Here is a 24,963-nt window from a genome sequence, read left to right as displayed (position 1 = left end):
TCTTATGCCTGCCACGGATGAATGATTACGCCTTGCACCACACGGTTAACGGTGCCGCTGGCTGATGGGGTATCCGGCGTATTGCCCATGTGCAGCGACTGCATCAGTGCAAACGTCTGGGCGTACATCAGGAAGCAAAATGCCTGCTCAACGTCGATAAAGTGACGTGACGGCGGCAGGATGATATGTGGACCGGCGGTAATAACGTCGTTGCCTTCCGCGGCGATGGCGATTACGCGCATTGCCTGGTTGTCACGGCGGAGTTCTGCCAGCAGATCAAGATCATACTGACGCGTATAGGGGTGGCTGGAGACAAACACCACCACCAGCGTTTCGTCATCGACCAGTGATTTAGGCCCATGACGGAATCCGGTCGGGGAATCATAAAAGGCCGCCAGTTTACCCGCCGTCAGTTCCAGTACTTTCAGCGCCGACTCGCGTGCTGCGCCCTGTAAGCCACCGCTGCCGAGATAAACGATCCGTTTCCACGGTGCGTAACCAAACACACCTTCGCTGAAATCGCCCAGTGAGGTCAGGATCGCCTGGCAACGATCCGCTACGTCGCGGAAGGTCTGGCTATTGATTGTCTCAGGTGCGAAAACCGCGAGGCAGCTGGCCATCATAGTGGTAATGCTGCTTGTCATCGCAAAGCCGCGATCGTGCGTTTCTGCGGGCATCAGCAGGGCAAACGCGTTGTCGCTGTTGATCGCGTTTTGGTAAAGAGCGCCCGCTTCGTTGCAGGTGATCGGCAGGTGATAGCATTCCGGTACAAACTGATTCGCCAGTTCCACGGCGGCGACGCTTTCCGGGCTGTTGCCAGATCGACCGAAGGAGATCAACAGCAGTGGATGCGCTGGGTTCAGGTATTCCATTGGATTGGTGACCAGATCGGTGGTCGGTACGGCGCTGACGTTTTTGCCGGTATGGCTGGCAAGCCACGGCGCGATGATGTCACCGATAAATGCCGAGGTTCCGGCTCCGGTCAGAATGATCCGCAGATTCTCTTTGCGCAGTAACGGTTCAAGGAAGTTATTGAGAGCTGTACGTAACGCGTCGATGTTGGTGAGTGAACGGATCCATGCGCGAGGCTGATGGCGGATCTCTTCTTCAGTCCATGTGCCGGTGGTGGCGGCCGCTGGGGTGTAATTTTCTGGCATAACTCAATCCTTAGTCTGATGAACTTGACTTCCGGCATTGCAGGTTTCGCTTGCCTTTCGTTTCATTTCACTTGGTGATTCGTTTCGTTGATTAAAATCTATAGAAAAGAAATCGAAAGTTCAATGGAGAAAAAAGAAATAAAACGAAATTTGTGATCGTTGAAAGAAAAGACAAGGGAAGATTAAAGGATTGCGTGATGACGTCGCTATGTGTACCGATTGCTGGAAGCGGCGTACCGTAGAGCGGATAAGACGCGCCAGCGTCGCATTCGACACCACTGCACAGATTAAAACGAAAGAAAAAGAAAGGCCTTACGGGGGAAGTGAAGGCCCAATAAAGGAGCAAACCATCAAAACGAAGCTAATTGACCCTGAATCCAGATTTGTTGCACATACAGTCCGCTATTCAGCGCAACGACGCTGGCGCGTTTGCCCGGTTTAAGTGATCCCAGAACACCATCAACACCCAGCATTCGCGCCGGATGCAGCGATGCCATATGGATGGCTTCCGCAGGCGTTACGCCCGTCAACTCGACCATGTTGCGCACTGCCGCATCGACAGACAGCGTACTGCCCGCCAGCCCACCGGACGCGGTACGGACAACGCCACCGCGCATCTGCACTTCTTCACCACATAACGTATATTGACCATCCGGCATCCCGGCTGCCTGCATCGCATCAGTTATCAGCACTATTCTCTCTTTCGCACAGCAACAACACAGCGACATCGCCGCCGGATGTACATGATGCCCATCGGCTATCAATTCCAGCCAGGCGCGCTTGTCCGTTAAACCCGCGCCAACCATTCCCGGTTCGCGGTGATGTAATCCTGTCATCCCGTTATAGCAATGCACCAGGCCGTCTGCGCCAGCATCAAATGCGGCGCGGGTTTGTTGCCAGGTTGCTGCGCTATGTCCCAGCATTACCCGCACGTTCTGCTGTTTAAGATGACGAATGGCTTGTAACGCGCCCGTTTTTTCCGGTGCCAGCGCCACCACGCGCAAGGTATGCCGTGAAACAGCAATCAATTGATCCAGCTCGGCAATTTCCAGCTCGCGAAACAGCTCCGGCGGATGTGCGCCTTTATTCTGCGGCGTGAAGTACGGTCCTTCGAGATAACTCCCCAGCACTTGCGCACCAGGTCCACCGCGCTGGCAGCGTAGAGCAATACGTTCCAGCGCCGCATGAATGGTATTAAGCGGCGCGGTTACGGTAGTCGGCAACCAACTGCCGACACCTTCCCGTGCCTTGTGCATTGCCAGCTTGTCGAGCACATCCGGCGCGTCATCCATAACATCAACGCCCGCACCACCGTGTACATGGGTATCGATATAAGCGGGGCAGAGCAGTTCCGCATCGCGTTCAGTCACGCCCACTGGAATCGGTTCGATTGCTGCAATTACACCGTCAGCAATATGCAACTGATGATCATCAAGCCAGCCCTCCTCAGTCAGCAGTCTTCTGGCGCGCAGAACGTGTGTCATATTCCTTCCTCGACCGGACATTCTTCATGGCAGCGGCCTAACTCGTCTACCAGACTGGTCAGCCCACGGTGTCCACACTCCAGCGCCTGCACACGGAATTCTTCACCGCTTAACCCTTCGCGCTCCAGCACCATTTCCAGTAACAGTTGCAAATTGGTGCCGGTGATCACTTCATAGCCCGGTTTTTGCATCGCCAGCGTTGAAGCCACGCGAAACGGTGTGCCGCCCAGCAAATCTGTCAGAAAAACAATGCCGTCTTCACAATCCAGTTGGGCGATGGCTTCTTCAAGCTGCGATGTAAGCAGCGCAGTGCTTGAGGTTTCCGGAAAATCAATGGCGATAAACTGCGACTGCTCGCCGAGGATTTGCTTCATTGCTTTTTCCATGCCGCTGGCAAATCCGCCATGCCCTGTCAAAATAATACTTAACATCTAATACCTCATTGTATTTAAAGGAAATGACAGAATTTACCGACGATGCCAAGAACCACGGTAACCGCAATCAGGCGCAGCGGACTCCAGCCGCGGCGTACCAGCCAGAACATGGTCAGGGTGTAGACCAGCGGTAAGAAGGCAGGCATCAGTTTGTCGATAACGTCAGCCTGCAGCTTAACCACTGCGTCGCCCGCCGTGATTTCCAGCGTGGTGCTTAAACGAACATAGGTTGCCACCAGCGCGCCGATTACCGTCATCCCAACGATTGACGCAGCATGGCCGACTTTTTTGGTATTCGCTTTAATGAGTGGAATCGCCGCCACGCCCATGCGGTAAGCATAATGCGCCAGACCAAAACGCAGCCCCAGGTGTACCACGTTGAACAGCACAATAAAGACGACTGCGCCAAGAATAGAGCCTTGCAATGCCAGACTGGCTCCAATCCCGCCACAAATCGGCAGTAACGTTAGCCAGAACATGGCATCGCCAATCCCGCCGAGCGGCGCACCGACGGCAATTTTGGTGCTCTGAATACTGTTAACGTCCTGCTTAGAACGCTCCATCGCAAGGATAATGCCGATAACAAACGTCACCAGAAACGGATGGGTATTGAAGAAACCCATATGTCCCTTCATGGCGCGCGCCAGGTCGCGTTTATTAGTGTGGATCTTTTTCAGAGCAGGCAGCAGACCGTACAACCAGCCGGAAGCCTGCATACGTTCGTAGTTAAAAGACGCTTGTAACAGCATGGAACGCCAGGCGACGCGGTTGATATCTTTTTTCGTCAGCTCTGCGCCAATGCTCTGATCTTCATACACGTTTTCATTGACGCCTGTCAGCAGTGTCTCTTCATTTTCGCTGACGTTCGGCAGGGTGGTTTGATTAGATGCCATCTTCAAATTCCTCTTTCTGTGCCGCAGGTTGAGTCGGTTCAGGAGATTTACGCAGCAAGTCGATCAGCGCCATCGCCAGCGCGGCGGCAGCAATAGCCAGCACCGGTAACTTGAGCCAGGCTGCGGCAACAAAGCCCAGGATGAAGTAGGGGATGTAGACGTTTTTCATCATGATTTTCAGCAGCACGGCAAAACCGATTGCTGGCATGATGCCACCCGCGACGCCGAGGCCGTCGATTAATCGTTGCGGCAGGACATCAATGATGGTTTTGGCATGTTCTGCGCCGAAGTAGATAGGCAGGAAAGCGCAGAGAAAATAGAACGTGCCGAGTGCCAACAGTGCCAGATAGTTCACGCGTTCAATGCCGCGTGTATCGGCGTTCTCCGCCATCCGGTCGCAGCGGGACATTACGCCAGACATCACCGAGAACAGGAAGGTAATCCCCATCTGTACTGCGACAGCGAAAGGTACGGCGACACCGACCGCGACATCCGGTTTCACGCCAGTAGTAATGGCAAACGCCGTGCCGACGATAGTTCCGATAATCACGTTAGGCGGCTGTGCGCCCGCCAGTGGTGCCAGCCCCATCCACACCAGTTCCAGCGTACCGCCGGTTAAAATACCGGTATGCAGATCGCCAAGCACCAACCCAACTAACGGGCCGAGGACCACCGGGCGGTGCATATGGGTCAAGCCGTTAAACATATCCAGGCCAGCGATAAAGGCGATAATGCCCAACGCAAATGCCTGCAACAGACTGATTTCCATAATGAATCCCTCAAAGTAATTTAAAGAGGTCCACAGCAGGTTCTGTCGGAACGCCCTGAACGAAGCATTCCACCCCAGCGGCTTTCAGGTCGTTAAATGCCGCGATATCGCTCGCATCCACAGAAACCGTTTTGGCAATTTGCTGCTTGCCATTGGCATAGTGCATGTTGCCAACGTTAATGCGACTCACCGGGACCCCACCTTTAACCAGCGTCAGGAAATCGGCAGGTGTTTTACAAACCAGCAGAATTTTCTGCCGATCGGCGGCGCGGTGGATGTTGTCGATCACTTTTTGCAGCGTCCAGAAACGTACGGCGATCCCTTCAGCCAGTACCATTTCCATCAGGTTTTGTTGTACCGGATCTTCGGCAACCTCATCATTGGCTACCAGCACCAGATTTGCCCCCGCAAATCCGACCCACTGAACGCCGACCTGACCGTGAATCAAGCGTTCATCAATCCGGCTTAAAACAATATTTGGCATAGCGTGTTCCTCTTTGTTTTGCTTATTGGCCTTCACAGGCTGTGTGGTACTGCGCCAGGATGTCCTGAATATGGTTGATAATGAGTTCCCGTGGCGTTGGCTGCAGCTCGCCGGAGCGAACTTTCACGTATTGCAGCGGCAGGTACTGACTGATGAGCGGCAGCGGAATTGGTGCATCCGCCAGGTTACGAACCAGATGGGCGAAAGCGTCATCAATCTGGCTGTCCGGCCAGTAATAGCGCACGCGATCCGAGTAGCTATAACCACGCGCCAGACGACGCGCGTTGCCATCACCGTGGTAGTGGCTTTGCCAGTATTCCGGGCGGTCGAGCATCACGTTTTCCAGCACCTGACGCAGACCGGAACAGGCTTTTGCTGGCACCAGTTCTTCTTCAATCGCCGCCAGAGAGAACAGAGCTTCACGCAGGGCGAAGGTGAGCGCCGGACCAACTTTCAGAATGGCAAAGTGGTCAATCACCAGCTGGCGCAGCGATTGCGGCGTTTGGTAATCGGTAGAGTGCGCTTCGAAAATCAGCGTTTCGTAGTTTTCGACCATCTGGCTTAAGGCGGTCGCTTTAGCTGGCTGATAATCAATAACGTTGGTGTGATCGAATTCGACGCCGGGTTGTACCACCAGAGCAATGATGCGTGGCCAGATGGCATTCAGACCTTGCTTTTCAAAGGCGTGACGATGGGCTTCCAGCGTGGCGCGGGCGGCATCCGGCGTAGTGACCGCCAGCTCGCTTAAGGTTTCATGCGCGCCGCCAGGTACCGGCACTTCGGTACCAATGACATACACCAGATCGGCTTCGCCAAAGTGTTCACGGCAGGTTTCTTCCGCGACTTTAGCCAGTCAGGCGGCGCGTTCAGCCACGATGTCATCGGTTAAGGGAACCGGATCGTCCTGACAGGACATGCTGCAATCAAGGTGAATTTTTTTGAATCCTGCCGCCACGTAGCTTTTAATCAAATCATCGGCATTTGCCATCGCCTGAGCTGCAGGCAGGTTTTGCCAGCGGTTTGGCCCCAGATGATCGCCACCCAGAATCAACGCGTCTTGTGGGAAATTCAATGAGTCGGCGAGCTGACAAACAAAGCCGCGAAAATCGGCGGGTGTCATTCCGGTATAACCACCGAACTGGTCCACCTGATTGGATGTCGCTTCAATCAGTAACGGTGTTTGGTTTACACTGGCGTAGCGGATTGCAGCTTCCAGCACCAGCGGGTGTGCGGAACAAACGGCATAAATCCCATTTGTTTTGCCCTCTTTGTGCTGCCTCACCATTTCTGTCAGATGTTTCACTTTCCTCTCCAGTTCAGATTGCTGCGATATTAATCTTTCGTTTTGTTTCAGTTGATACTGCGTCATGGTGAGATAAAAATAAAACGAAAGATAATAGTTTTCTGATCTGATTCACAAAAGAAACATAATGAAAGTCACTGAAACGAGAGTAGCTTGCGTCAATGGGCAAGGTGGGCTTGCATTTGCTCAATAGAAAGGCGTTAATAGGCAAAACGAAATGAAACGAAAGTTTTACGAAAGGACTTACTATGAGTAATACCGACGCTTCAGGCGAGAAGCGAGTGACAGGCACCAGCGAGCGACGAGAACAAATCATTCAGCGCCTGCGACAGCAAGGGAGTGTGCAGGTTAACGATCTGTCGGCATTGTATGGCGTATCTACTGTGACGATCCGCAACGATCTGGCGTTTCTGGAAAAGCAGGGGATCGCTGTGCGGGCCTATGGCGGCGCGTTGATCTGCGATAGCACGACGCCGTCAGTCGAGCCATCAGTGGAAGATAAAAGCGCGCTGAACACTGCGATGAAACGCAGCGTTGCGAAAGCTGCCGTTGAGTTGATTCAGCCAGGTCATCGGGTGATCCTCGATTCCGGGACCACCACGTTTGAGATTGCTCGTCTGATGCGCAAGCACACTGACGTAATTGCGATGACCAATGGTATGAACGTAGCCAATGCACTGCTGGAAGCAGAAGGCGTTGAACTTCTTATGACCGGCGGGCATCTGCGGCGTCAGTCGCAATCTTTTTACGGCGATCAGGCTGAACAATCGCTACAAAATTACCACTTCGATATGCTGTTTCTTGGCGTAGATGCTATTGATCTGGAGCGCGGCGTCAGCACGCATAATGAAGATGAAGCCCGTTTAAACCGTCGGATGTGCGAAGTTGCGGAACGGATCATCGTGGTCACCGATTCCAGTAAGTTCAACCGTTCCAGTTTACATAAGATCATTGATACTCAACGTATCGACATGATCATTGTTGATGAAGGCATTCCTGCGGATAGTCTGGAAGGACTGCGAAAGGCTGGGGTTGAAGTGATTCTGGTCGGGGAGTGAGAAATGGTGCCCGCTGGTCAACACCAATGCGTTCGGCGGGCATTGTGAACACCATCAATGGTTTTCTTCTGTCTCTTGGGTGAGGCTTTCCCAGTCGGCAGGAGGATGTCCTCTTTTTAACATTTTACTGAATACGGTATAGGCATCTGTTTTTTTACCGTAGGTGCGCAGCGTGTTTTCATCGTTCATCCATCCCAGAATGATGACTTTCTCTTTTTCACTGTAACGAAAGAAGAGACGATAGCGACCAGCACCAAATTTTACCCGTGACCAGTCTTTATTTTTCCCAGAGCCTAACGACTTGCCATGACGGAATGCCGGTGATGATGGATTGACCGTGATATGCTCCTCAATCACTTTATGGACCACCGCCAATAACTTTGTGGCAGCTTTTCTCTGATAATTTTCAGGATCTTTTCCCTTTAATGCCTCGACTTCGGCAACTAAAGCATCGTAGGTTTCCTGAAAACAGGGATGAGCATATAGCGCCCAACCATTAACCCTTTGTGGAAAATCCATTATTCGTCGTCGCCAATCTCATCGTCAATGTTGACGTCCATGCCAGCGACAAGTTTCTTTCCTTGTTGAATGTCGAATGGACGAGTTTTTTGCGGGTTGTTCTGGATATCTGCATCCAGAAAACGCAAAAATGCATTCATAGTATGATCCTCCTGTTCATCTCCCAGTCGGCACATAAATACTTGCCCACCAGGCAGAATTTCGTAATGAATGCTGTCCAGGCCTGGCTTCAGTTTTAAGGCCTCACGCACTGGCGCGGGGATAGTTGTTTGTCCGCGTATCGTGACCTTTGATTCAGTGGTCAGTACAGCGTTAGAGCGAGCATTAGCGGGCATTATTTACTGTCCTTTTACAGCCTGTTTTCTGCTCAAATTATAAGCTTGAACTAAGGTAATGCAAATGCATTATTAATGGATGTGTGGACTTTAAACAATAAAAACATGGCACTAAGGCCATGTTTTGCGAGGGACGTTCCAAAAGAAATCAGGTCACCGGTGCCGGGTTAAACACCGCCAGCTGGTTATGCAGTCCCCATTGATCTGAGAAGGTTTTCTTCTTCCCGCTGGCGACGTCGAGAATAAAGTGGAACAGCTTCCAGCCCACTTCTTCTATGGTTTCTTCGCCGGTGGCGATGGTGCCTGCGTTGATATCCATTAAGTCAAACCAACGGTTTGCCAGTTCGGTGCGGGTCGCCATTTTAATGACGGGTACTACCATCAGGCCATATGGCGTGCCGCGACCGGTCGTAAACACTTGCACGGTAATCCCTGATGCCACCTGTTGCGTGCCACAGACAAAATCGCTGGCTGGCGTCGCGGCGTAAATTAATCCGCGTTTAGTCGGGCGTTGACCGGGCGATAGCACTTCAACAATTGCGCTTTTACCCGATTTAGCAATGGAGCCGAGAGCCTTCTCCACTACGTTTGCCAGACCGCCTTTCTTGTTGCCCGGAGAAGGGTTGGCGCTGCGGTCGGTTTTTCCCATATTGAGATAGTTATCGTACCACTCCATCTCTTCCAGCAGACGCTTGCCGACCTCTTCGTTCACTGCGCGCGGCGTCAGCAGATGGATCGCGTCACGCACTTCTGTGACTTCCGAGAACATCACTGTTGCACCGCAGCGCACCAGTAGATCAGACGCATACCCAACCGCTGGATTTGCCGTTACGCCAGAAAACGCATCGCTGCCACCGCACTGCATGCCGACAACCAGTTCTGAAGCCGGACAGGTTTCTCGCTGACGTTGATTCAGTTTTTGTATATGGCGTTCGGCGACCTGCAAAATATCCTCGACCATGGACTGAAAACCGACATGCTTTTCATCCTGCAAACTGACAATGCTGGCGCTTTCTACTGGAATAGCTTGCACATCATCCGTTCCAGTCAGCAGGCGCTCAGGCTGCAACTTTTCACAACCCAGACCAATCACCATTACTTCGCCGCCAAAGTTAGGGTTCAGCGAAATATTGTGAATGGTACGGATAGGCACAACTGCCGCCGGTGCGTTAATCGCCACGCCACAACCGTACAAATGATTCAGCCCCACCACGCCATCGACGTTCGGGTATTTCGGTAGCAGATCGCGTTCAATGATTTTTACTACGTAGTCCACCACGCCTGCCACACAGTGGACGCTGGTGGTGATGCCGAGCAGGTTTTTGGTGCCCACGCTGCCATCAGCATTGCGATAGCCCTCAAAGGTGTATCCTTCCAGCGGCGGTAAGGGTTCCGGGACTTTGGTTGCCAGTGGCAGTGTGTGTAACGGCGGCGCTTCCGGTAGTACAACCATTGATTCGTCGATCCAGCTTCCGCGTGGGATTGCGCGCACGGCGTAACCAATCACTTCACCATAACGAATAATTTCACCATTAGCCGGAATGTCCAGCAATGCGACTTTATGCCCCTGGGGAATATGTTCAATTAATTCCAGCCCATCCGGAAAACGCGTTCCTGCTTTCAGGCCATTATCATTAACAATAATTGCCACATTATCTGTGTCATGAACTTTTATATAAAACGCAGTTGGCGTTTCTTGTCTGATTTCGATGTTGGCCATTGTGCAATATTCTCCAGCCAGGGGTTATTAAAATGAGGATCTGGTCTCATTTAAAAAATAAATGACTTCATTGGGTGAAATAAGAATGTCAGGAGTTTAAACGCAGAAATGTGATCAATGTCAATCATTTCAGGGATTGCAGTGCCGCCCGGCAGGGTAAAGCGCAAATCTGTGCTTTAGCGCGCAACCTTATGTGCATATGCTCAAAATAATATTTAAATAGTAATAATAAAATTAGCATTTGCACAATGATTATTATTCTCTCGCTGCTTATACTAATTCCTGAGTTCATTGTCGTAACGGCATAAATAAAACTCATAAATAACACATTCCCCATAATAATAAAAATCAGCATAAGTACCCGAGGTAAATAAAATGATTCTGGACACCGTTGACGTAAAAAAGAAAGGCGTGCATACCCGCTATTTAATATTACTGATTATTTTTATTGTTACCGCCGTTAACTACGCCGATCGTGCAACGCTGTCTATTGCTGGTACCGAAGTGGCAAAAGAGTTGCAGTTAAGTGCGGTTTCGATGGGTTACATCTTTTCTGCTTTTGGCTGGGCCTACTTGCTGATGCAAATCCCCGGCGGCTGGCTGCTTGATAAGTTTGGCTCGAAAAAAGTTTACACCTACAGCCTCTTTTTCTGGTCGCTATTCACCTTCCTGCAAGGCTTTGTTGATATGTTCCCGCTGGCCTGGGCAGGGATCTCCATGTTCTTTATGCGCTTTATGCTCGGCTTCTCGGAAGCGCCATCATTCCCGGCGAACGCCCGTATTGTCGCCGCCTGGTTCCCGACGAAAGAACGTGGTACTGCCTCCGCCATCTTTAACTCGGCGCAATATTTCTCGCTGGCGCTCTTTTCGCCTCTGCTTGGCTGGCTGACTTTCGCCTGGGGATGGGAGCACGTCTTTACCGTTATGGGGGTGATTGGTTTTGTGCTGACGGCGCTGTGGATCAAGTTGATTCATAACCCGACAGATCACCCACGTATGTCTGCGGAAGAGCTGAAGTTTATATCTGAAAATGGCGCGGTGGTCGATATGGACCACAAAAAGCCGGGCAGCGCGGCAGCAAGCGGTCCCAAACTGCATTACATCAAGCAATTGCTCTCTAACCGCATGATGCTGGGTGTATTTTTCGGGCAATATTTTATCAACACCATCACCTGGTTCTTCCTTACCTGGTTCCCGATTTATCTGGTGCAGGAAAAAGGCATGTCGATTCTGAAAGTGGGTCTGGTCGCCTCGATTCCGGCACTGTGTGGTTTTGCGGGCGGCGTGCTCGGTGGTGTCTTCTCGGATTATCTGATCAAACGCGGTTTGTCCCTGACCCTGGCACGTAAGTTACCGATTGTGCTGGGAATGTTGCTGGCTTCCACCATCATCTTATGTAACTACACCAACAACACCACGCTGGTGGTCACGCTGATGGCGCTGGCTTTTTTTGGCAAAGGATTTGGTGCTCTGGGCTGGCCGGTGATTTCTGACACCGCGCCGAAAGAGATTGTTGGCCTCTGCGGCGGCGTCTTTAACGTCTTTGGAAATGTTGCCTCCATTGTCACTCCACTGGTGATTGGCTACCTGGTAAGTGAACTGCACTCCTTCAATGCAGCACTGGTTTTCGTGGGATGTTCAGCGCTGATGGCGATGGTCTGCTACCTCTTCGTAGTTGGCGACATTAAACGTATGGAATTGCAGAAATAAGCAAAGGTATAAGCGATGAATAACGATGTTTTCCCGAATAAATTCAAAGCCGCACTGGCTGCGAAACAGGTACAAATTGGTTGCTGGTCAGCACTCTCTAACCCGATTAGCACTGAAGTTCTTGGTTTGGCTGGGTTTGACTGGCTGGTGCTGGATGGCGAACATGCGCCAAACGATATCTCCACGTTTATTCCGCAGTTAATGGCCCTGAAAGGCAGCGCCAGCGCGCCAGTAGTGCGAGTGCCGACCAACGAGCCGGTAATTATAAAGCGTCTTCTGGATATCGGTTTCTATAACTTCCTGATTCCTTTTGTAGAAACAAAAGAGGAAGCAGAGCAGGCGGTGGCATCAACCCGTTACCCACCGGAAGGCATTCGCGGCGTCTCCGTTTCTCACCGCGCCAATATGTTTGGCACCGTGGCGGATTATTTCGCTCAGTCGAACAAGAACATCACCATTCTGGTCCAGATAGAAAGTCAGCAGGGCGTAGATAACGTCGATGCCATTGCCGCTACCGAAGGTGTAGACGGTATCTTTGTCGGCCCCAGCGATCTGGCTGCGGCATTAGGCCATCTCGGCAATGCCTCGCACCCGGATGTACAAAAAGCAATCCAGCATATTTTTAACCGTGCCAGTGCGCACGGCAAACCCAGCGGTATCCTCGCGCCGGTCGAAGCCGATGCGCGTCGTTATCTGGAATGGGGCGCGACGTTTGTGGCTGTCGGCAGCGATCTCGGCGTCTTCCGCTCTGCCACTCAGAAACTGGCTGATACCTTTAAAAAATAACCACCACCGCAACAAGAGAGATGATTGATATGACTATGAAAGTTGGTTTTATTGGCCTGGGGATTATGGGTAAACCAATGAGTAAAAACCTTCTGAAAGCAGGTTACTCGCTGGTGGTTGCTGACCGTAACCCAGAAGCTATTGCTGACGTGATTGCTGCAGGTGCAGAAACAGCTTCTACGGCTAAAGCGATCGCTGAACAGTGCGACGTCATCATAACCATGCTGCCAAACTCCCCTCATGTGAAAGAGGTGGCGCTGGGTGAGAATGGCATTATTGAAGGCGCGAAGCCAAGTACAGTATTGATCGATATGAGTTCTATTGCACCGCTGGCAAGCCGTGAAATAAGCGAAGCGCTGAAAGCGAAAGGCATTGATATGCTGGACGCCCCGGTGAGCGGCGGTGAACCGAAAGCCATCGACGGTACGCTGTCAGTGATGGTGGGCGGCGACAAGGCTATTTTCGACAAATACTATGATTTGATGAAAGCGATGGCGGGTTCCGTGGTGCATACCGGGGAAATCGGTGCAGGTAACGTCACCAAACTGGCAAATCAGGTCATTGTGGCGCTGAATATTGCCGCGATGTCAGAAGCGTTAACGCTGGCAACCAAAGCGGGCGTTAACCCGGATCTGGTGTATCAGGCAATTCGCGGTGGACTGGCGGGCAGTACCGTGCTGGATGCCAAAGCGCCGATGGTGATGGACCGCAACTTCAAGCCGGGCTTCCGTATTGATCTGCATATTAAGGATCTGGCAAATGCGCTGGATACTTCCCACGGCGTCGGCGCGCAACTGCCGCTCACAGCTGCGGTTATGGAGATGATGCAGGCACTGCGAGCAGATGGTTTAGGAACGGCGGATCATAGCGCCCTGGCGTGCTACTACGAAAAACTGGCGAAAGTCGAAGTTACTCGCTAATGACGTCGTGCCCGGATGGCGTATTGCAATCCGGGCCTGGAATCCAGGCCGAATAAGAGAAACGCCCTCCGGCGTCATGTGGTAACAGGCATAGGTATGAAAATCGTAATCGCCCCAGACTCTTATAAAGAAAGTTTATCTGCCAGCGAGGTTGCGCAGGCGATAGAAAAAGGATTTCGGGAAATTTTTCCTGATGCACAGTATGTTTCCGTTCCGGTTGCCGACGGTGGTGAAGGAACGGTGGAAGCCATGATTGCAGCCACCCAGGGGGCTGAACGTCACGCCTGGGTTACAGGGCCGCTGGGCGAGAAAGTGAATGCCAGTTGGGGGATCTCTGGCGATGGCAAAACCGCGTTTATCGAAATGGCGGCGGCCAGTGGGCTGGAACTGGTACCTGCGGAAAAACGCGATCCACTTGTGACCACTTCACGCGGTACTGGCGAGTTAATCCTGCAGGCGCTGGAGAGCGGCGCGACAAACATTATTATCGGCATTGGCGGCAGCGCCACCAACGACGGCGGCGCAGGCATGGTGCAGGCGCTGGGGGCGAAATTATGCGATGCCAACGGCAATGAAATTGGTTTTGGCGGCGGTAGCCTTAATACTCTGAATGATATTGATATTTCCGGCCTCGATCCGCGCTTAAAAGATTGTGCTATTCGCGTCGCTTGTGATGTCACCAATCCGCTGGTGGGCGATAACGGCGCATCGCGCATCTTTGGCCCACAAAAGGGAGCCAGTGAAGCGATGATTGTCGAGCTGGACAATAACCTCTCTCACTATGCCGATGTCATTAAAAAAGCGCTGCATGTTGATGTGAAAGATGTCCCCGGCGCAGGAGCTGCGGGCGGTATGGGCGCGGCGCTGATGGCGTTTCTTGGTGCGGAACTGAAAAGTGGTATTGAAATCGTCACGACGGCGCTGAATCTGGAGGAACATATTCACGATTGTACGCTGGTGATCACCGGTGAAGGGCGTATTGACAGCCAGAGTATACACGGCAAGGTTCCGATTGGCGTCGCAAACGTGGCGAAAAAGTACCATAAACCGGTGATTGGCATTGCGGGTAGCCTGACCAATGATGTTGGCGTTGTACATCAGCATGGCATTGATGCGGTCTTCAGCGTATTGACCAGTATTGGTACGTTGGACGAAGCATTCCGCGGGGCTTATGACAATATTTACCGTGCTTCACGTAATATCGCCGCGACACTGGCGATTGGAATGCGCAACGCGGGGTGACAAGGGCGCGCAAACCCTCTATACTGCGCGCCGAAGCTGACCAGACAGTCGCCGCTTCGTCGTCGTCCTTTTCGGGGGAGACGGGCGGAGGGGAGGAAAGTCCGGGCTCCATAGGGCAGGGTGCCAGGTAACGCCTGGGGGGGAAACCCACGACCAGTGCAACAGAGAGCAAACCGCCGATGGCCCGTGCAAGCGGGATCAGGTAAGGGTGAAAGGGTGCGGTAAGAGCGCACCGCGCGGCTGGTAACAGTCCGTGGCACGGTAAACTCCACCCGGAGCAAGGCCAAATAGGGGTTCATAAGGTACGGCCCGTACTGAACCCGGGTAGGCTGCTTGAGCCAGTGAGCGATTGCTGGCCTAGATGAATGACTGTCCACGACAGAACCCGGCTTATCGGTCAGTTTCACCTATTTTAACGAAAACCCGCCAGCGTAAACTGGCGGGTTTTTGCTTTTGAGGAGGGTGGTCGGAAAGATGAACGTCTTATCTGGCCTACAAAACAACGAAAATTCAATATATTGCACAGAGGCAATGTAGGCCTGATAAGCGTAGCGCCTCAGGCAATTTTGTGTTTATCATCAGTCTCGAATCTGCTTCGGCAAGCTTTTACTTTTGGTGCAGACGGAAAGATGAACGAATATCTAAGCTATTAATAATAGACTTTGCAAGAAATCATTACATTTATATTTCATTTAAAAGATCGTAATCATACGTATATTCTTTGCTAATAAAACGACACTCGTTGAAGCTAAATTCATCGTCTGAAAAGGAATTGTCAACAGAATCTCTTTCTTCCTCCAGGCTATTATCTGAAAGCAAGTCGTTTGAGTTAGTATAATCTAGGTTGTAATCGACAGTATAATTAATTTCTGGATTGGTTTGGTAATCATTTTTTTTGACGCAATCATATTCCTCAATAATTTTGTCGATATAATCATATGCTTTTTCTAATGAGAAGTTTTTCATCTCTGGTAATTTAACTTTGCTCAAATAATTATTAATTTTTGAGGAGTTTTTATATATGCTTTTTGTTAATTCTTTTTCTAATTTGTCTGTTATATTTGCTGTTGGTATGGATTTTATAATCGCATATCTCATGATTTTTAATTGATCTTCGGTTAAATCTCCAAGCTCATTTAAACAACTTTCGACAAAGTTGATTTTTTCTCTGGAATAATCATCGCTGATACTTGTTAACGCTGGGGTGATTTTTAATAAAGAATTCCATGAGATAGTACCATTGTGTGTCGAACGCATAAAATTTATATTGTACATATTGGTTTTAGTAAACTTTGTTGCAAACAATGTAAAGGGATCTAAAGTCGCGTAAGCCATATGTTTATTTGAAAAATCATAACCAGTTAAATCGACGTTATGCAAGTCCAGATAGGATAAATCTATTACGTCGCCTGCTCCAGAGCTAAAGATTACATTTAATCTTCTGATTTCATTGTAAATTTCCTCTAATGAACAATTTGTGTTCATGATGTCTGCTGAAATTTTTATGTTATTTAACGGTTCACAAATTATAAGCTTGCAGGTATTGTCTGATCGTTGCGTTATTTGGGCATTATAACCTAAAAAGTCTATGCGAAGAGACGAGTTATTATAAAGTATTACATTTTTTAAGTATGCTAATTCTTGTTGAAAATCACCATCGATAATACATGTTCCACCAGGTTGCAACGCGCAGATTAACGTGAGCATTTGATTAGAAGTCTGTTTTAGTTTTACTACACCTGGTGCTAGTGCTTTGAGGTCATTTATTATGGGGGTTTCAGGAATGTCATTCATTTTTATACGTACTAAATCATTACCTAAGTCATTACCTATTGATGAAACCGGGAACATTATTTTATCCTTTTTAAATAATCAATGAGAATCATGATTAAAATGATCTGGTGAAAAAAAGAGAATTTGCCAACAATCTGAAACATTGTCAGTTTTATTAAAATGATTAAATTCCGTTAAGATAACTTCTTTTTGCGTGAACTTTGCGCAAAACTTAAAAATTGTCTCCTTGATACACTCCAGATCTTTTCTATTGATGGCTGAACAAGTACATTTTTCGCCAAAAGGTGAAAATGTGCCTACATCTAAAGTTTGTATTATATAATCATCATTTACTCCTGTAGAAATATCTATGATGAATGGACTTCTATTTTCCGGTTGGATTCGGATCATTACAGAAGAAACATCACCTTTATAGACATTCAATGCAGTAATCGCAGATAATATTCTCCGCAATTCATTGCTTATGCTGTAAATTTCATTAACGTCATTTGTCGATATAATCTCGGCAAATTTTATTTTTACCTTCCAATAATCAATGTTTCTATTATAAGTGTTAACAGTTTCGTACATTGGTGGTATCGAAGGGGGTAAAAAATGTGAAACCGAATAACCTTTCATTGATGCCTGCCTTGTCATCATGACAAACAATAATCAATGCTTATTTTCCTTGCACGGTTCGCTCACAACTATCAAAAAACGCTCAATTACCTGGCATTACAGTCAACGAAGCAAAATTCTGTGGTCTACAACGATGTAAAGCACAACGAAAATCCTCCTTGTTCTCTTATTCTGATCGTATAGCGATGAACATCAATTATTCGTTTTGTGATCATCAACACAAAATGCTATTTAGTAACTATGGTGACAGTAGAAACGAGGGGAAACGATTGCATTCACAAAATGACGTCCTGTAAGAAGGGTGAAAGTTGATGTTAATCAATTGTTCGAGATGATCAATATCTGTATTCGAAATTTTAAAACATTGATAAAATAAATGTTTGCCCTCCAACAAATAGCGAGAAAAAATGTGACGTGCCGCATTATTTATCGCTGAAAATGATTTATTTATAATAAAATTTGATAACTTGCTCATAAAATTTAACTCAAAATTTGCCTGGTAATTATCCGCTAATTGCTTGAAATATGGTCGCAGCTGCTTTTTTTTATTAACCACATAACGAATGATGTTATCGCCATAAAATATGGTTATCCCTGTCATTTTTTTTGACAAAAATCAGGGTTTATGCTGATTTATATACTTTAACTTATTGATATATAAAAGCATTTAATTGATACAGTGATATCCAGAAAAGTATTGAAAGTTAATTTGTGAGTGGTCGCACATATCCTGTTCATTTCATTTTGATACACTTCATGCCGTCAATGAGGTTATTAACGTAGGTAGTTATGAGCACTATTCTTCTTCCGAAAACGCAGCATCTGGTAGTCTTTCAGGAAGTCATTAGAAGTGGCTCTATCGGCTCGGCTGCAAAAGAATTAGGGTTAACTCAACCCGCCGTCAGTAAAATCATTAACGATATTGAAGACTATTTTGGTGTGGAATTAGTGGTGCGGAAAAATACCGGTGTAACATTAACACCTGCCGGTCAATTGTTACTCTCCCGTTCCGAATCCATTACCCGTGAAATGAAAAATATGGTGAATGAGATAAGCGGTATGTCTTCTGAGGCGGTGGTGGAAGTCTCGTTTGGTTTTCCTTCATTGATTGGTTTTACTTTTATGTCCGGGATGATCAACAAGTTCAAAGAGGTGTTCCCGAAAGCGCAGGTTTCTATGTATGAAGCGCAACTGTCTTCGTTCCTACCGGCAATCCGCGACGGTCGCCTGGATTTTGCGATTGGTACGTTAAGCGCAGAAATGAAGCTTCAGGATTTACATGTTGAGCCACTGTTCGAGTCCGAGTTTGTGCTGGTAGCCAGTAAGTCCCGAACATGCACCGGCACCACCACGCTGGAGTCGTTGAAGAACGAACAGTGGGTGTTGCCACAAACCAATATGGGGTACTACAGCGAGCTGCTCACCACGTTACAAAGAAATGGCATCAGTATTGAAAACATCGTTAAAACCGACTCAGTCGTGACAATTTATAATCTTGTTCTCAATGCTGATTTCTTAACTGTAATTCCTTGTGATATGACTTCACCTTTTGGTTCTAATCAATTTATTACTATTCCGGTTGAAGAAACATTACCTGTGGCACAATATGCCGCGGTATGGTCGAAAAATTATCGTATTAAAAAAGCAGCATCGGTTTTGGTGGAATTAGCCAAAGAGTATTCATCTTATAATGGGTGTAGACGAAGGCAATTAATTGAAGTTGGTTAGTTATTTGTTTTTATTTAAACATAAATAATCCACCTGTCTGTTTTGCAGGTGTCGGTTACGGTTACCTACATATTTAATTCAGGCTAAGAGGTTTTATAATGCATATTACATACGATCTCCCGGTTGCTATTGATGACATCATTGAAGCAAAACAACGACTGGCTGGGCGAATTTATAAAACAGGCATGCCTCGCTCCAACTATTTTAGTGAACGTTGCAAAGGTGAAATATTCCTCAAATTCGAAAACATGCAGCGTACCGGTTCATTTAAAATTCGTGGCGCATTTAATAAATTAAGTTCACTGACCGATGCGGAAAAACGTAAAGGTGTAGTGGCCTGCTCTGCGGGCAACCATGCGCAAGGGGTTTCGCTCTCCTGCGCGATGCTGGGTATCGACGGTAAAGTGGTGATGCCAAAAGGCGCGCCGAAATCCAAAGTAGCGGCAACGTGCGACTACTCCGCTGAAGTTGTTTTGCATGGTGATAACTTCAACGACACTATCGCTAAAGTGAGCGAAATTGTCGAAATGGAAGGCCGTATTTTTATCCCACCTTATGATGATCCGAAAGTGATTGCCGGTCAGGGAACGATTGGTCTGGAAATTATGGAAGATCTCTATGATGTCGATAACGTGATTGTGCCAATTGGCGGTGGCGGTTTAATTGCTGGTATTGCGGTAGCGATTAAATCAATTAACCCGACTATTCGTGTTATTGGTGTACAGTCAGAAAACGTTCACGGCATGGCGGCTTCTTTCCACTCCGGAGAAATAACCACGCACCGAACTACCGGCACCCTGGCGGATGGTTGTGATGTCGCCCGCCCGGGTAATTTAACTTACGAAATCGTTCGTGAATTAGTCGATGACATCGTGCTGGTCAGCGAAGACGAAATCAGAAACAGTATGATTGCCTTAATTCAGCGCAATAAAGTCGTCACCGAAGGCGCAGGCGCTCTGGCATGTGCTGCATTATTAAGCGGTAAATTAGACCAATATATTCAAAACAGAAAAACCGTCAGTATTATTTCCGGCGGCAATATCGATCTTTCTCGCGTCTCTCAAATCACCGGTTTCGTTGACGCTTAATTAATTCGTTGAGGATAGGATATGAGTACTTCAGATAGCATTGTATCCAGCCAGACAAAACAATCGTCCTGGCGTAAATCAGATACCACATGGACGTTAGGCTTGTTTGGTACGGCAATCGGCGCCGGGGTGCTGTTCTTCCCTATCCGCGCAGGTTTTGGCGGACTGATCCCGATTCTTCTGATGTTGGTATTGGCATACCCCATTGCATTTTATTGCCACCGGGCGCTGGCGCGTCTGTGTCTTTCTGGCTCTAACCCTTCCGGCAACATTACGGAAACGGTGGAAGAGCATTTTGGTAAAACTGGCGGCGTGGTTATCACGTTCCTGTACTTCTTCGCGATTTGCCCACTGCTGTGGATTTATGGCGTTACTATTACCAATACCTTTATGACGTTCTGGGAAAACCAGCTCGGCTTTGCACCGCTGAATCGCGGCTTTGTGGCGCTGTTCCTGTTGCTGCTGATGGCTTTCGTCATCTGGTTTGGTAAGGATCTGATGGTTAAAGTGATGAGCTACCTGGTATGGCCGTTTATCGCCAGCCTGGTGCTGATTTCTCTATCGCTGATCCCTTACTGGAACTCTGCAGTTATCGACCAGGTTGACCTCGGTTCGCTGTCGTTAACCGGCCATGACGGTATCCTGATCACTGTCTGGCTGGGGATTTCCATCATGGTTTTCTCCTTTAACTTCTCGCCAATCGTCTCTTCCTTCGTGGTTTCTAAACGTGAAGAGTATGAGAAAGATTTTGGTCGCGATTTCACCGAGCGTAAATGTTCACAAATCATCTCTCGCGCCAGTATGCTGATGGTTGCAGTGGTGATGTTCTTTGCCTTTAGCTGCCTGTTTACGCTGTCTCCGGCGAATATGGCTGAAGCGAAAGCGCAGAATATTCCAGTGCTTTCTTATCTGGCTAACCACTTTGCGTCCATGACCGGTACCAAAACAACGTTTGCAATTACACTGGAATATGCAGCTTCCATCATCGCACTCGTGGCTATTTTCAAATCTTTCTTCGGTCACTATCTGGGGACGCTGGAAGGTCTGAATGGTTTGATTCTGAAGTTCGGTTATAAAGGTGACAAAACCAAAGTGTCGCTGGGTAAACTGAATACTCTCAGCATGATTTTCATCATGGGCTCCACCTGGGTTGTTGCCTACGCCAACCCGAACATCCTCGACCTGATTGAAGCCATGGGCGCGCCGATTATCGCATCCCTGCTGTGCCTGTTGCCGATGTATGCCATCCGTAAAGCGCCGTCTCTGGCGAAATACCGTGGTCGTCTGGATAACGTGTTTGTTACCGTGATTGGTCTGCTGACCATCCTGAACATCGTATACAAACTGTTTTAATCCGTAACTCAGGATGAGAAAAGAGATGAATGAATTTCCGGTTGTTTTGGTTATTAACTGTGGTTCGTCTTCGATTAAGTTTTCCGTGCTCGATGCCAGCGACTGTGAAGTATTAATGTCAGGTATTGCCGACGGTATTAACTCGGAAAATGCATTCTTATCCGTAAATGGGGGAGAGCCAGCACCGCTGGCTCACCACAGCTACGAAGGTGCATTGAAGGCAATTGCATTTGAACTGGAAAAACGGAATTTAAATGACAGCGTGGCCTTAATTGGCCACCGCATCGCTCACGGCGGCAGTATTTTTACCGAGTCCGCCATTATTACCGATGAAGTCATTGATAATATCCGTCGCGTTTCTCCACTGGCACCCCTGCATAATTACGCCAATTTAAGTGGTATTGAATCGGCGCAGCAATTATTCCCGGGCGTAACTCAGGTGGCGGTATTTGATACCAGTTTCCACCAGACGATGGCTCCGGAAGCTTATTTATACGGCCTGCCGTGGAAATATTATGAAGAGTTAGGTGTACGCCGTTATGGTTTCCACGGCACGTCGCACCGCTACGTTTCCCAGCGCGCGCATTCTTTGCTGAATCTGGCGGAAGATGACTCCGGCCTGGTCGTGGCGCATCTTGGCAATGGCGCGTCAATCTGCGCAGTTAGCAACGGTCAGAGTGTTGACACCTCAATGGGAATGACGCCGCTGGAAGGCTTGATGATGGGTACCCGCAGTGGCGATGTCGACTTTGGGGCGATGTCTTGGGTCGCCAGTCAAACCAACCAGAGCCTGAGTGACCTGGAACGCGTAGTGAATAAAGAGTCGGGATTATTAGGTATTTCCGGTCTTTCTTCGGATTTACGTGTTCTGGAAAAAGCGTGGCATGAAGGACACGAACGCGCGCAACTGGCAATTAAAACCTTTGTTCACCGAATTGCCCGTCATATTGCCGGACACGCAGCCTCATTACGTCGCCTGGATGGAATTATATTCACCGGCGGAATAGGAGAGAACTCAAGTTTAATTCGTCGTTTGGTCATGGAGCATTTGGCTGTATTAGGCGTAGAGATTGATACAGAAATGAATAACCGCTCTAACTCCTTTGGTGAGCGAATTGTTTCTAGTGAAAATGCGCGTGTCATTTGCGCCGTTATTCCGACTAACGAAGAAAAAATGATTGCTTTGGATGCCATTCATTTAGGCAAAGTTAACGCGCCCGCAGAATTTGCATAATTTAGTTGAAGTATTGTAGAGAGATTATTTTTCATGAAGGTAGATATTGATACCAGCGATAAGCTGTACGCCGACGCATGGCTTGGCTTTAAAGGTACGGACTGGAAAAACGAAATTAATGTCCGCGATTTTATTCAACATAACTATACACCGTATGAAGGCGATGAATCTTTTCTCGCCGAAGCGACGCCAGCCACCACGGAATTGTGGGAAAAAGTAATGGAAGGCATCCGTATCGAAAACGCGACTCACGCGCCATTGGATTTCGATACTAATATTGCCACCACTATTACCGCTCATGATGCGGGATATATTGACCAGCCGCTGGAAAAAATTGTTGGCCTGCAAACGGATGCACCATTAAAGCGCGCGCTGCATCCGTTCGGCGGTATTAATATGATTAAAAGTTCATTCCACGCATATGGCCGTGAAATGGACAGTGAATTTGAGTACATCTTTACCGATCTGCGTAAAACCCATAATCAGGGCGTATTTGATGCGTACTCACCGGATATGCTGCGCTGCCGTAAATCGGGTGTACTGACTGGTTTGCCAGACGGTTATGGTCGTGGGCGTATTATCGGTGACTACCGCCGCGTGGCGCTTTACGGCATCAGTTATCTGGTACGTGAACGCGAACTGCAATTTGCCGATCTCCAGTCTCGTCTGGAAAAAGGCGAAGATCTCGAAGCCACTATCCGTCTGCGTGAGGAGCTGGCGGAACATCGTCGTGCGCTGTTGCAGATTCAGGAAATGGCGGCGAAATACGGTTTTGATATCTCCCGTCCGGCGCAGAATGCGCAGGAAGCGGTGCAGTGGCTTTACTTCGCTTACCTGGCGGCAGTGAAATCACAGAACGGCGGCGCAATGTCTCTTGGCCGTACGGCATCGTTCCTCGATATCTACATTGAGCGCGACTTTAAAGCTGGCGTGCTCAATGAGCAGCAGGCACAAGAACTGATCGACCACTTCATTATGAAGATCCGTATGGTGCGCTTCCTGCGTACGCCGGAATTTGATTCGCTGTTCTCTGGCGACCCGATCTGGGCGACGGAAGTGATCGGTGGGATGGGGCTGGACGGTCGTACGCTGGTGACCAAAAACTCTTTCCGTTATCTGCACACCCTGCACACTATGGGGCCAGCACCGGAACCAAACCTGACCATTCTGTGGTCGGAAGAATTACCGATCGCCTTCAAAAAATATGCCGCGCAGGTGTCTATCGTCACCTCTTCCTTGCAGTATGAAAACGACGATCTGATGCGTACTGACTTCAACAGCGACGATTACGCGATTGCCTGCTGCGTTAGCCCGATGGTGATTGGTAAGCAAATGCAGTTCTTTGGTGCACGCGCTAACCTGGCGAAAACGCTGCTCTACGCAATTAACGGCGGGGTGGACGAGAAGCTGAAGATTCAGGTCGGCCCAAAAACAGCACCGCTGATGGACGACGTGTTGGACTACGACAAAGTGATGGACAGCCTCGACCACTTTATGGACTGGCTGGCGGTGCAGTACATCAGCGCGCTGAACATCATCCACTACATGCACGACAAGTACAGCTACGAAGCCTCGCTGATGGCGCTGCATGATCGTGATGTCTATCGCACTATGGCGTGTGGCATCGCGGGCCTGTCAGTGGCGACGGACTCCCTGTCTGCCATCAAATATGCCCGCGTGAAACCAATCCGTGACGAAAACGGCCTGGCGGTGGACTTTGAAATCGATGGCGAATATCCGCAGTACGGCAACAATGATGAGCGTGTAGACAGTATTGCCTGCGACCTCGTTGAACGTTTTATGAAGAAAATTAAAGCGCTGCCGACCTATCGCAACGCCGTCCCTACCCAGTCGATTCTGACTATCACTTCTAACGTGGTGTACGGGCAGAAAACCGGTAACACGCCGGACGGTCGTCGCGCCGGAACACCGTTCGCACCGGGCGCTAACCCGATGCACGGTCGTGACCGTAAAGGTGCCGTGGCCTCGCTGACGTCGGTGGCGAAACTGCCGTTCACTTACGCCAAAGACGGTATCTCGTACACCTTCTCAATTGTCCCGGCGGCGTTGGGCAAAGAAGATCCAGTACGTAAAACCAACCTTGTCGGCCTGCTGGATGGGTATTTCCACCACGAAGCGGATGTCGAAGGCGGTCAACACCTCAACGTCAACGTAATGAATCGGGAAATGCTGCTGGATGCCATCGAGCACCCGGAAAAATATCCTAACCTGACAATCCGTGTCTCTGGCTACGCCGTGCGCTTCAACGCACTGACCCGTGAACAGCAACAAGATGTTATTTCACGTACTTTTACCCAGGCGCTCTGACGCCGG

At 49.0% G+C, this 24,963-nt stretch carries 22 protein-coding genes, 1 other RNA gene and 1 pseudogene; 11 read left to right on the top strand and 13 right to left on the bottom strand.

What is annotated here, in order from left to right:
• Window positions 1–2: 2 nt before the first annotated feature.
• The 7 genes and pseudogenes from QUE34_RS19245 to kbaZ form a co-directional block, all read right to left on the bottom strand.
• Window positions 3–1,157, bottom strand: coding sequence for an AgaS family sugar isomerase (locus QUE34_RS19245; protein ID WP_001114898.1), 1,155 nt, complete (start codon window positions 1,155–1,157; stop codon window positions 3–5).
• Between the two features lie 350 nt (window positions 1,158–1,507).
• The gene (nagA, locus tag QUE34_RS19240) at window positions 1,508–2,641 is read right to left on the bottom strand and encodes an N-acetylglucosamine-6-phosphate deacetylase (protein WP_032303832.1); all 1,134 of its coding nucleotides are present in this window, start codon (window positions 2,639–2,641) and stop codon (window positions 1,508–1,510) included.
• Window positions 2,638–3,072, bottom strand: coding sequence for a PTS galactosamine/N-acetylgalactosamine transporter subunit IIA (agaF, locus tag QUE34_RS19235; RefSeq protein WP_032303830.1), 435 nt, complete (start codon window positions 3,070–3,072; stop codon window positions 2,638–2,640). Before agaF ends, nagA begins: the two co-directional genes overlap by 4 nt.
• 17 nt (window positions 3,073–3,089) lie before the next feature.
• On the bottom strand, window positions 3,090–3,968 hold the full coding sequence (gene agaE, locus QUE34_RS19230) for a PTS N-acetylgalactosamine transporter subunit IID (protein ID WP_001295548.1): 879 nt from the start codon (window positions 3,966–3,968) through the stop codon (window positions 3,090–3,092).
• Window positions 3,958–4,737 (bottom strand): PTS N-acetylgalactosamine transporter subunit IIC, encoded by a 780-nt coding sequence (agaW, locus tag QUE34_RS19225; RefSeq protein WP_000406214.1) that lies wholly within the window; start codon window positions 4,735–4,737, stop codon window positions 3,958–3,960. The genes agaE and agaW overlap by 11 nt, the downstream gene beginning before the upstream one ends.
• 10 nt (window positions 4,738–4,747) lie before the next feature.
• Window positions 4,748–5,221 (bottom strand): PTS N-acetylgalactosamine transporter subunit IIB, encoded by a 474-nt coding sequence (agaV, locus tag QUE34_RS19220; RefSeq protein ID WP_032303829.1) that lies wholly within the window; start codon window positions 5,219–5,221, stop codon window positions 4,748–4,750.
• 22 nt (window positions 5,222–5,243) lie between these two features.
• Window positions 5,244–6,524: pseudogene (gene kbaZ, locus QUE34_RS19215) on the bottom strand (tagatose-bisphosphate aldolase subunit KbaZ).
• 248 nt (window positions 6,525–6,772) lie between these two features.
• Between kbaZ and agaR the strand changes: the two are divergent.
• Window positions 6,773–7,582: an aga operon transcriptional regulator AgaR gene (gene agaR, locus QUE34_RS19210; RefSeq protein ID WP_000072187.1), complete on the top strand. Its 810-nt coding sequence runs from the start codon at window positions 6,773–6,775 to the stop codon at window positions 7,580–7,582.
• Window positions 7,583–7,636: 54 nt separating this feature from the next.
• Here the strand turns inward: agaR and yhaV are convergent, their stop codons facing one another.
• From yhaV to garD, 3 genes are all read right to left on the bottom strand, one after another.
• Window positions 7,637–8,101: a type II toxin-antitoxin system ribonuclease toxin YhaV gene (gene yhaV, locus QUE34_RS19205; protein WP_000347251.1), complete on the bottom strand. Its 465-nt coding sequence runs from the start codon at window positions 8,099–8,101 to the stop codon at window positions 7,637–7,639.
• Window positions 8,101–8,436, bottom strand: coding sequence for a type II toxin-antitoxin system antitoxin PrlF (gene prlF / locus QUE34_RS19200; RefSeq protein ID WP_001296435.1), 336 nt, complete (start codon window positions 8,434–8,436; stop codon window positions 8,101–8,103). The genes yhaV and prlF overlap by 1 nt, the downstream gene beginning before the upstream one ends.
• 148 nt (window positions 8,437–8,584) lie before the next feature.
• The gene (gene garD, locus QUE34_RS19195) at window positions 8,585–10,156 is read right to left on the bottom strand and encodes a galactarate dehydratase (protein WP_103253342.1); all 1,572 of its coding nucleotides are present in this window, start codon (window positions 10,154–10,156) and stop codon (window positions 8,585–8,587) included.
• A 375-nt stretch (window positions 10,157–10,531) separates the two neighbouring features.
• Between garD and garP the strand changes: the two genes are divergently transcribed.
• From garP to rnpB, 5 genes are all read left to right on the top strand, one after another.
• Window positions 10,532–11,866, top strand: a complete 1,335-nt coding sequence (gene garP / locus QUE34_RS19190) for a galactarate/glucarate/glycerate transporter GarP (RefSeq protein ID WP_032185178.1) — start codon at window positions 10,532–10,534, stop codon at window positions 11,864–11,866.
• A gap of 15 nt (window positions 11,867–11,881) precedes the next feature.
• On the top strand, window positions 11,882–12,652 hold the full coding sequence (gene garL / locus QUE34_RS19185; RefSeq protein WP_001058227.1) for a 2-dehydro-3-deoxyglucarate aldolase: 771 nt from the start codon (window positions 11,882–11,884) through the stop codon (window positions 12,650–12,652).
• 29 nt (window positions 12,653–12,681) lie between these two features.
• Window positions 12,682–13,572, top strand: coding sequence for a 2-hydroxy-3-oxopropionate reductase (garR, locus tag QUE34_RS19180; RefSeq protein ID WP_105268469.1), 891 nt, complete (start codon window positions 12,682–12,684; stop codon window positions 13,570–13,572).
• 96 nt (window positions 13,573–13,668) lie between these two features.
• The gene (gene garK, locus QUE34_RS19175; protein ID WP_001352915.1) at window positions 13,669–14,814 is read left to right on the top strand and encodes a glycerate 2-kinase; all 1,146 of its coding nucleotides are present in this window, start codon (window positions 13,669–13,671) and stop codon (window positions 14,812–14,814) included.
• Window positions 14,815–14,846: 32 nt separating this feature from the next.
• Window positions 14,847–15,223, top strand: an RNA gene (gene rnpB / locus QUE34_RS19170) — RNase P RNA component class A.
• A gap of 272 nt (window positions 15,224–15,495) precedes the next feature.
• Here the strand turns inward: rnpB and QUE34_RS19165 are convergent.
• From QUE34_RS19165 to tdcR, 3 genes are all read right to left on the bottom strand, one after another.
• Window positions 15,496–16,665 carry a hypothetical protein gene (locus QUE34_RS19165; RefSeq protein WP_105268466.1) on the bottom strand — a complete coding sequence of 390 codons (1,170 nt, stop codon included), beginning with the start codon at window positions 16,663–16,665 and terminating at the stop codon, window positions 15,496–15,498.
• Window positions 16,666–16,686: 21 nt separating this feature from the next.
• Window positions 16,687–17,226 carry a hypothetical protein gene (locus QUE34_RS19160; RefSeq protein WP_001352916.1) on the bottom strand — a complete coding sequence of 180 codons (540 nt, stop codon included), beginning with the start codon at window positions 17,224–17,226 and terminating at the stop codon, window positions 16,687–16,689.
• A 238-nt stretch (window positions 17,227–17,464) separates the two neighbouring features.
• Complete coding sequence (gene tdcR / locus QUE34_RS19155) at window positions 17,465–17,701, bottom strand: transcriptional activator TdcR (protein WP_050009867.1); 237 nt, start codon at window positions 17,699–17,701, stop codon at window positions 17,465–17,467.
• A gap of 314 nt (window positions 17,702–18,015) precedes the next feature.
• Between tdcR and tdcA the strand changes: the two genes are divergently transcribed.
• From tdcA to tdcE, 5 genes are all read left to right on the top strand, one after another.
• Window positions 18,016–18,954, top strand: a complete 939-nt coding sequence (gene tdcA / locus QUE34_RS19150; protein WP_000104211.1) for a transcriptional regulator TdcA — start codon at window positions 18,016–18,018, stop codon at window positions 18,952–18,954.
• A gap of 98 nt (window positions 18,955–19,052) precedes the next feature.
• Window positions 19,053–20,042, top strand: a complete 990-nt coding sequence (tdcB, locus tag QUE34_RS19145; protein ID WP_000548345.1) for a bifunctional threonine ammonia-lyase/L-serine ammonia-lyase TdcB — start codon at window positions 19,053–19,055, stop codon at window positions 20,040–20,042.
• A gap of 21 nt (window positions 20,043–20,063) precedes the next feature.
• Window positions 20,064–21,395, top strand: a complete 1,332-nt coding sequence (gene tdcC / locus QUE34_RS19140) for a threonine/serine transporter TdcC (protein ID WP_000107721.1) — start codon at window positions 20,064–20,066, stop codon at window positions 21,393–21,395.
• A 25-nt stretch (window positions 21,396–21,420) separates the two neighbouring features.
• Window positions 21,421–22,629 (top strand): propionate kinase, encoded by a 1,209-nt coding sequence (tdcD, locus tag QUE34_RS19135; protein ID WP_032303826.1) that lies wholly within the window; start codon window positions 21,421–21,423, stop codon window positions 22,627–22,629.
• A gap of 33 nt (window positions 22,630–22,662) precedes the next feature.
• Entirely contained in the window at window positions 22,663–24,957 is a 2,295-nt protein-coding gene (gene tdcE, locus QUE34_RS19130) for a 2-ketobutyrate formate-lyase/pyruvate formate-lyase (protein WP_032185175.1), read from the top strand.
• The last annotated feature ends 6 nt before the right edge of the window (window positions 24,958–24,963 follow it).

This window comes from Escherichia sp. KS167_9B (assembly GCF_030295215.1).
Taxonomy (GTDB): Bacteria; Pseudomonadota; Gammaproteobacteria; order Enterobacterales; family Enterobacteriaceae; genus Escherichia; species Escherichia coli_F.
Note: the sequence above shows the minus strand (reverse complement) of the source record. Positions and strands in the feature narration are given on the sequence as shown.

Excerpts from the sequence above, each read along its gene's own strand:
- garL (WP_001058227.1), top strand. The coding sequence starts at position 11,882 with ATGAATAACGATGTTTTCCCGAATAAATTCAAAGCCGCACTGGCTGCG.
- prlF (WP_001296435.1), bottom strand. The coding sequence starts at position 8,436 with ATGCCCGCTAATGCTCGCTCTAACGCTGTACTGACCACTGAATCAAAG.
- garP (WP_032185178.1), top strand. The coding sequence starts at position 10,532 with ATGATTCTGGACACCGTTGACGTAAAAAAGAAAGGCGTGCATACCCGC.
- QUE34_RS19245 (WP_001114898.1), bottom strand. The coding sequence starts at position 1,157 with ATGCCAGAAAATTACACCCCAGCGGCCGCCACCACCGGCACATGGACT.
- garD (WP_103253342.1), bottom strand. The coding sequence starts at position 10,156 with ATGGCCAACATCGAAATCAGACAAGAAACGCCAACTGCGTTTTATATA.
- agaF (WP_032303830.1), bottom strand. The coding sequence starts at position 3,072 with ATGTTAAGTATTATTTTGACAGGGCATGGCGGATTTGCCAGCGGCATG.
- yhaV (WP_000347251.1), bottom strand. The coding sequence starts at position 8,101 with ATGGATTTTCCACAAAGGGTTAATGGTTGGGCGCTATATGCTCATCCC.
- tdcB (WP_000548345.1), top strand. The coding sequence starts at position 19,053 with ATGCATATTACATACGATCTCCCGGTTGCTATTGATGACATCATTGAA.
- QUE34_RS19165 (WP_105268466.1), bottom strand. The coding sequence starts at position 16,665 with ATGTTCCCGGTTTCATCAATAGGTAATGACTTAGGTAATGATTTAGTA.
- tdcE (WP_032185175.1), top strand. The coding sequence starts at position 22,663 with ATGAAGGTAGATATTGATACCAGCGATAAGCTGTACGCCGACGCATGG.
- garK (WP_001352915.1), top strand. The coding sequence starts at position 13,669 with ATGAAAATCGTAATCGCCCCAGACTCTTATAAAGAAAGTTTATCTGCC.
- garR (WP_105268469.1), top strand. The coding sequence starts at position 12,682 with ATGACTATGAAAGTTGGTTTTATTGGCCTGGGGATTATGGGTAAACCA.
- QUE34_RS19160 (WP_001352916.1), bottom strand. The coding sequence starts at position 17,226 with ATGAAAGGTTATTCGGTTTCACATTTTTTACCCCCTTCGATACCACCA.
- nagA (WP_032303832.1), bottom strand. The coding sequence starts at position 2,641 with ATGACACACGTTCTGCGCGCCAGAAGACTGCTGACTGAGGAGGGCTGG.
- agaV (WP_032303829.1), bottom strand. The coding sequence starts at position 5,221 with ATGCCAAATATTGTTTTAAGCCGGATTGATGAACGCTTGATTCACGGT.
- agaR (WP_000072187.1), top strand. The coding sequence starts at position 6,773 with ATGAGTAATACCGACGCTTCAGGCGAGAAGCGAGTGACAGGCACCAGC.
- tdcD (WP_032303826.1), top strand. The coding sequence starts at position 21,421 with ATGAATGAATTTCCGGTTGTTTTGGTTATTAACTGTGGTTCGTCTTCG.
- agaE (WP_001295548.1), bottom strand. The coding sequence starts at position 3,968 with ATGGCATCTAATCAAACCACCCTGCCGAACGTCAGCGAAAATGAAGAG.
- tdcA (WP_000104211.1), top strand. The coding sequence starts at position 18,016 with ATGAGCACTATTCTTCTTCCGAAAACGCAGCATCTGGTAGTCTTTCAG.
- tdcC (WP_000107721.1), top strand. The coding sequence starts at position 20,064 with ATGAGTACTTCAGATAGCATTGTATCCAGCCAGACAAAACAATCGTCC.
- agaW (WP_000406214.1), bottom strand. The coding sequence starts at position 4,737 with ATGGAAATCAGTCTGTTGCAGGCATTTGCGTTGGGCATTATCGCCTTT.
- tdcR (WP_050009867.1), bottom strand. The coding sequence starts at position 17,701 with ATGAGCAAGTTATCAAATTTTATTATAAATAAATCATTTTCAGCGATA.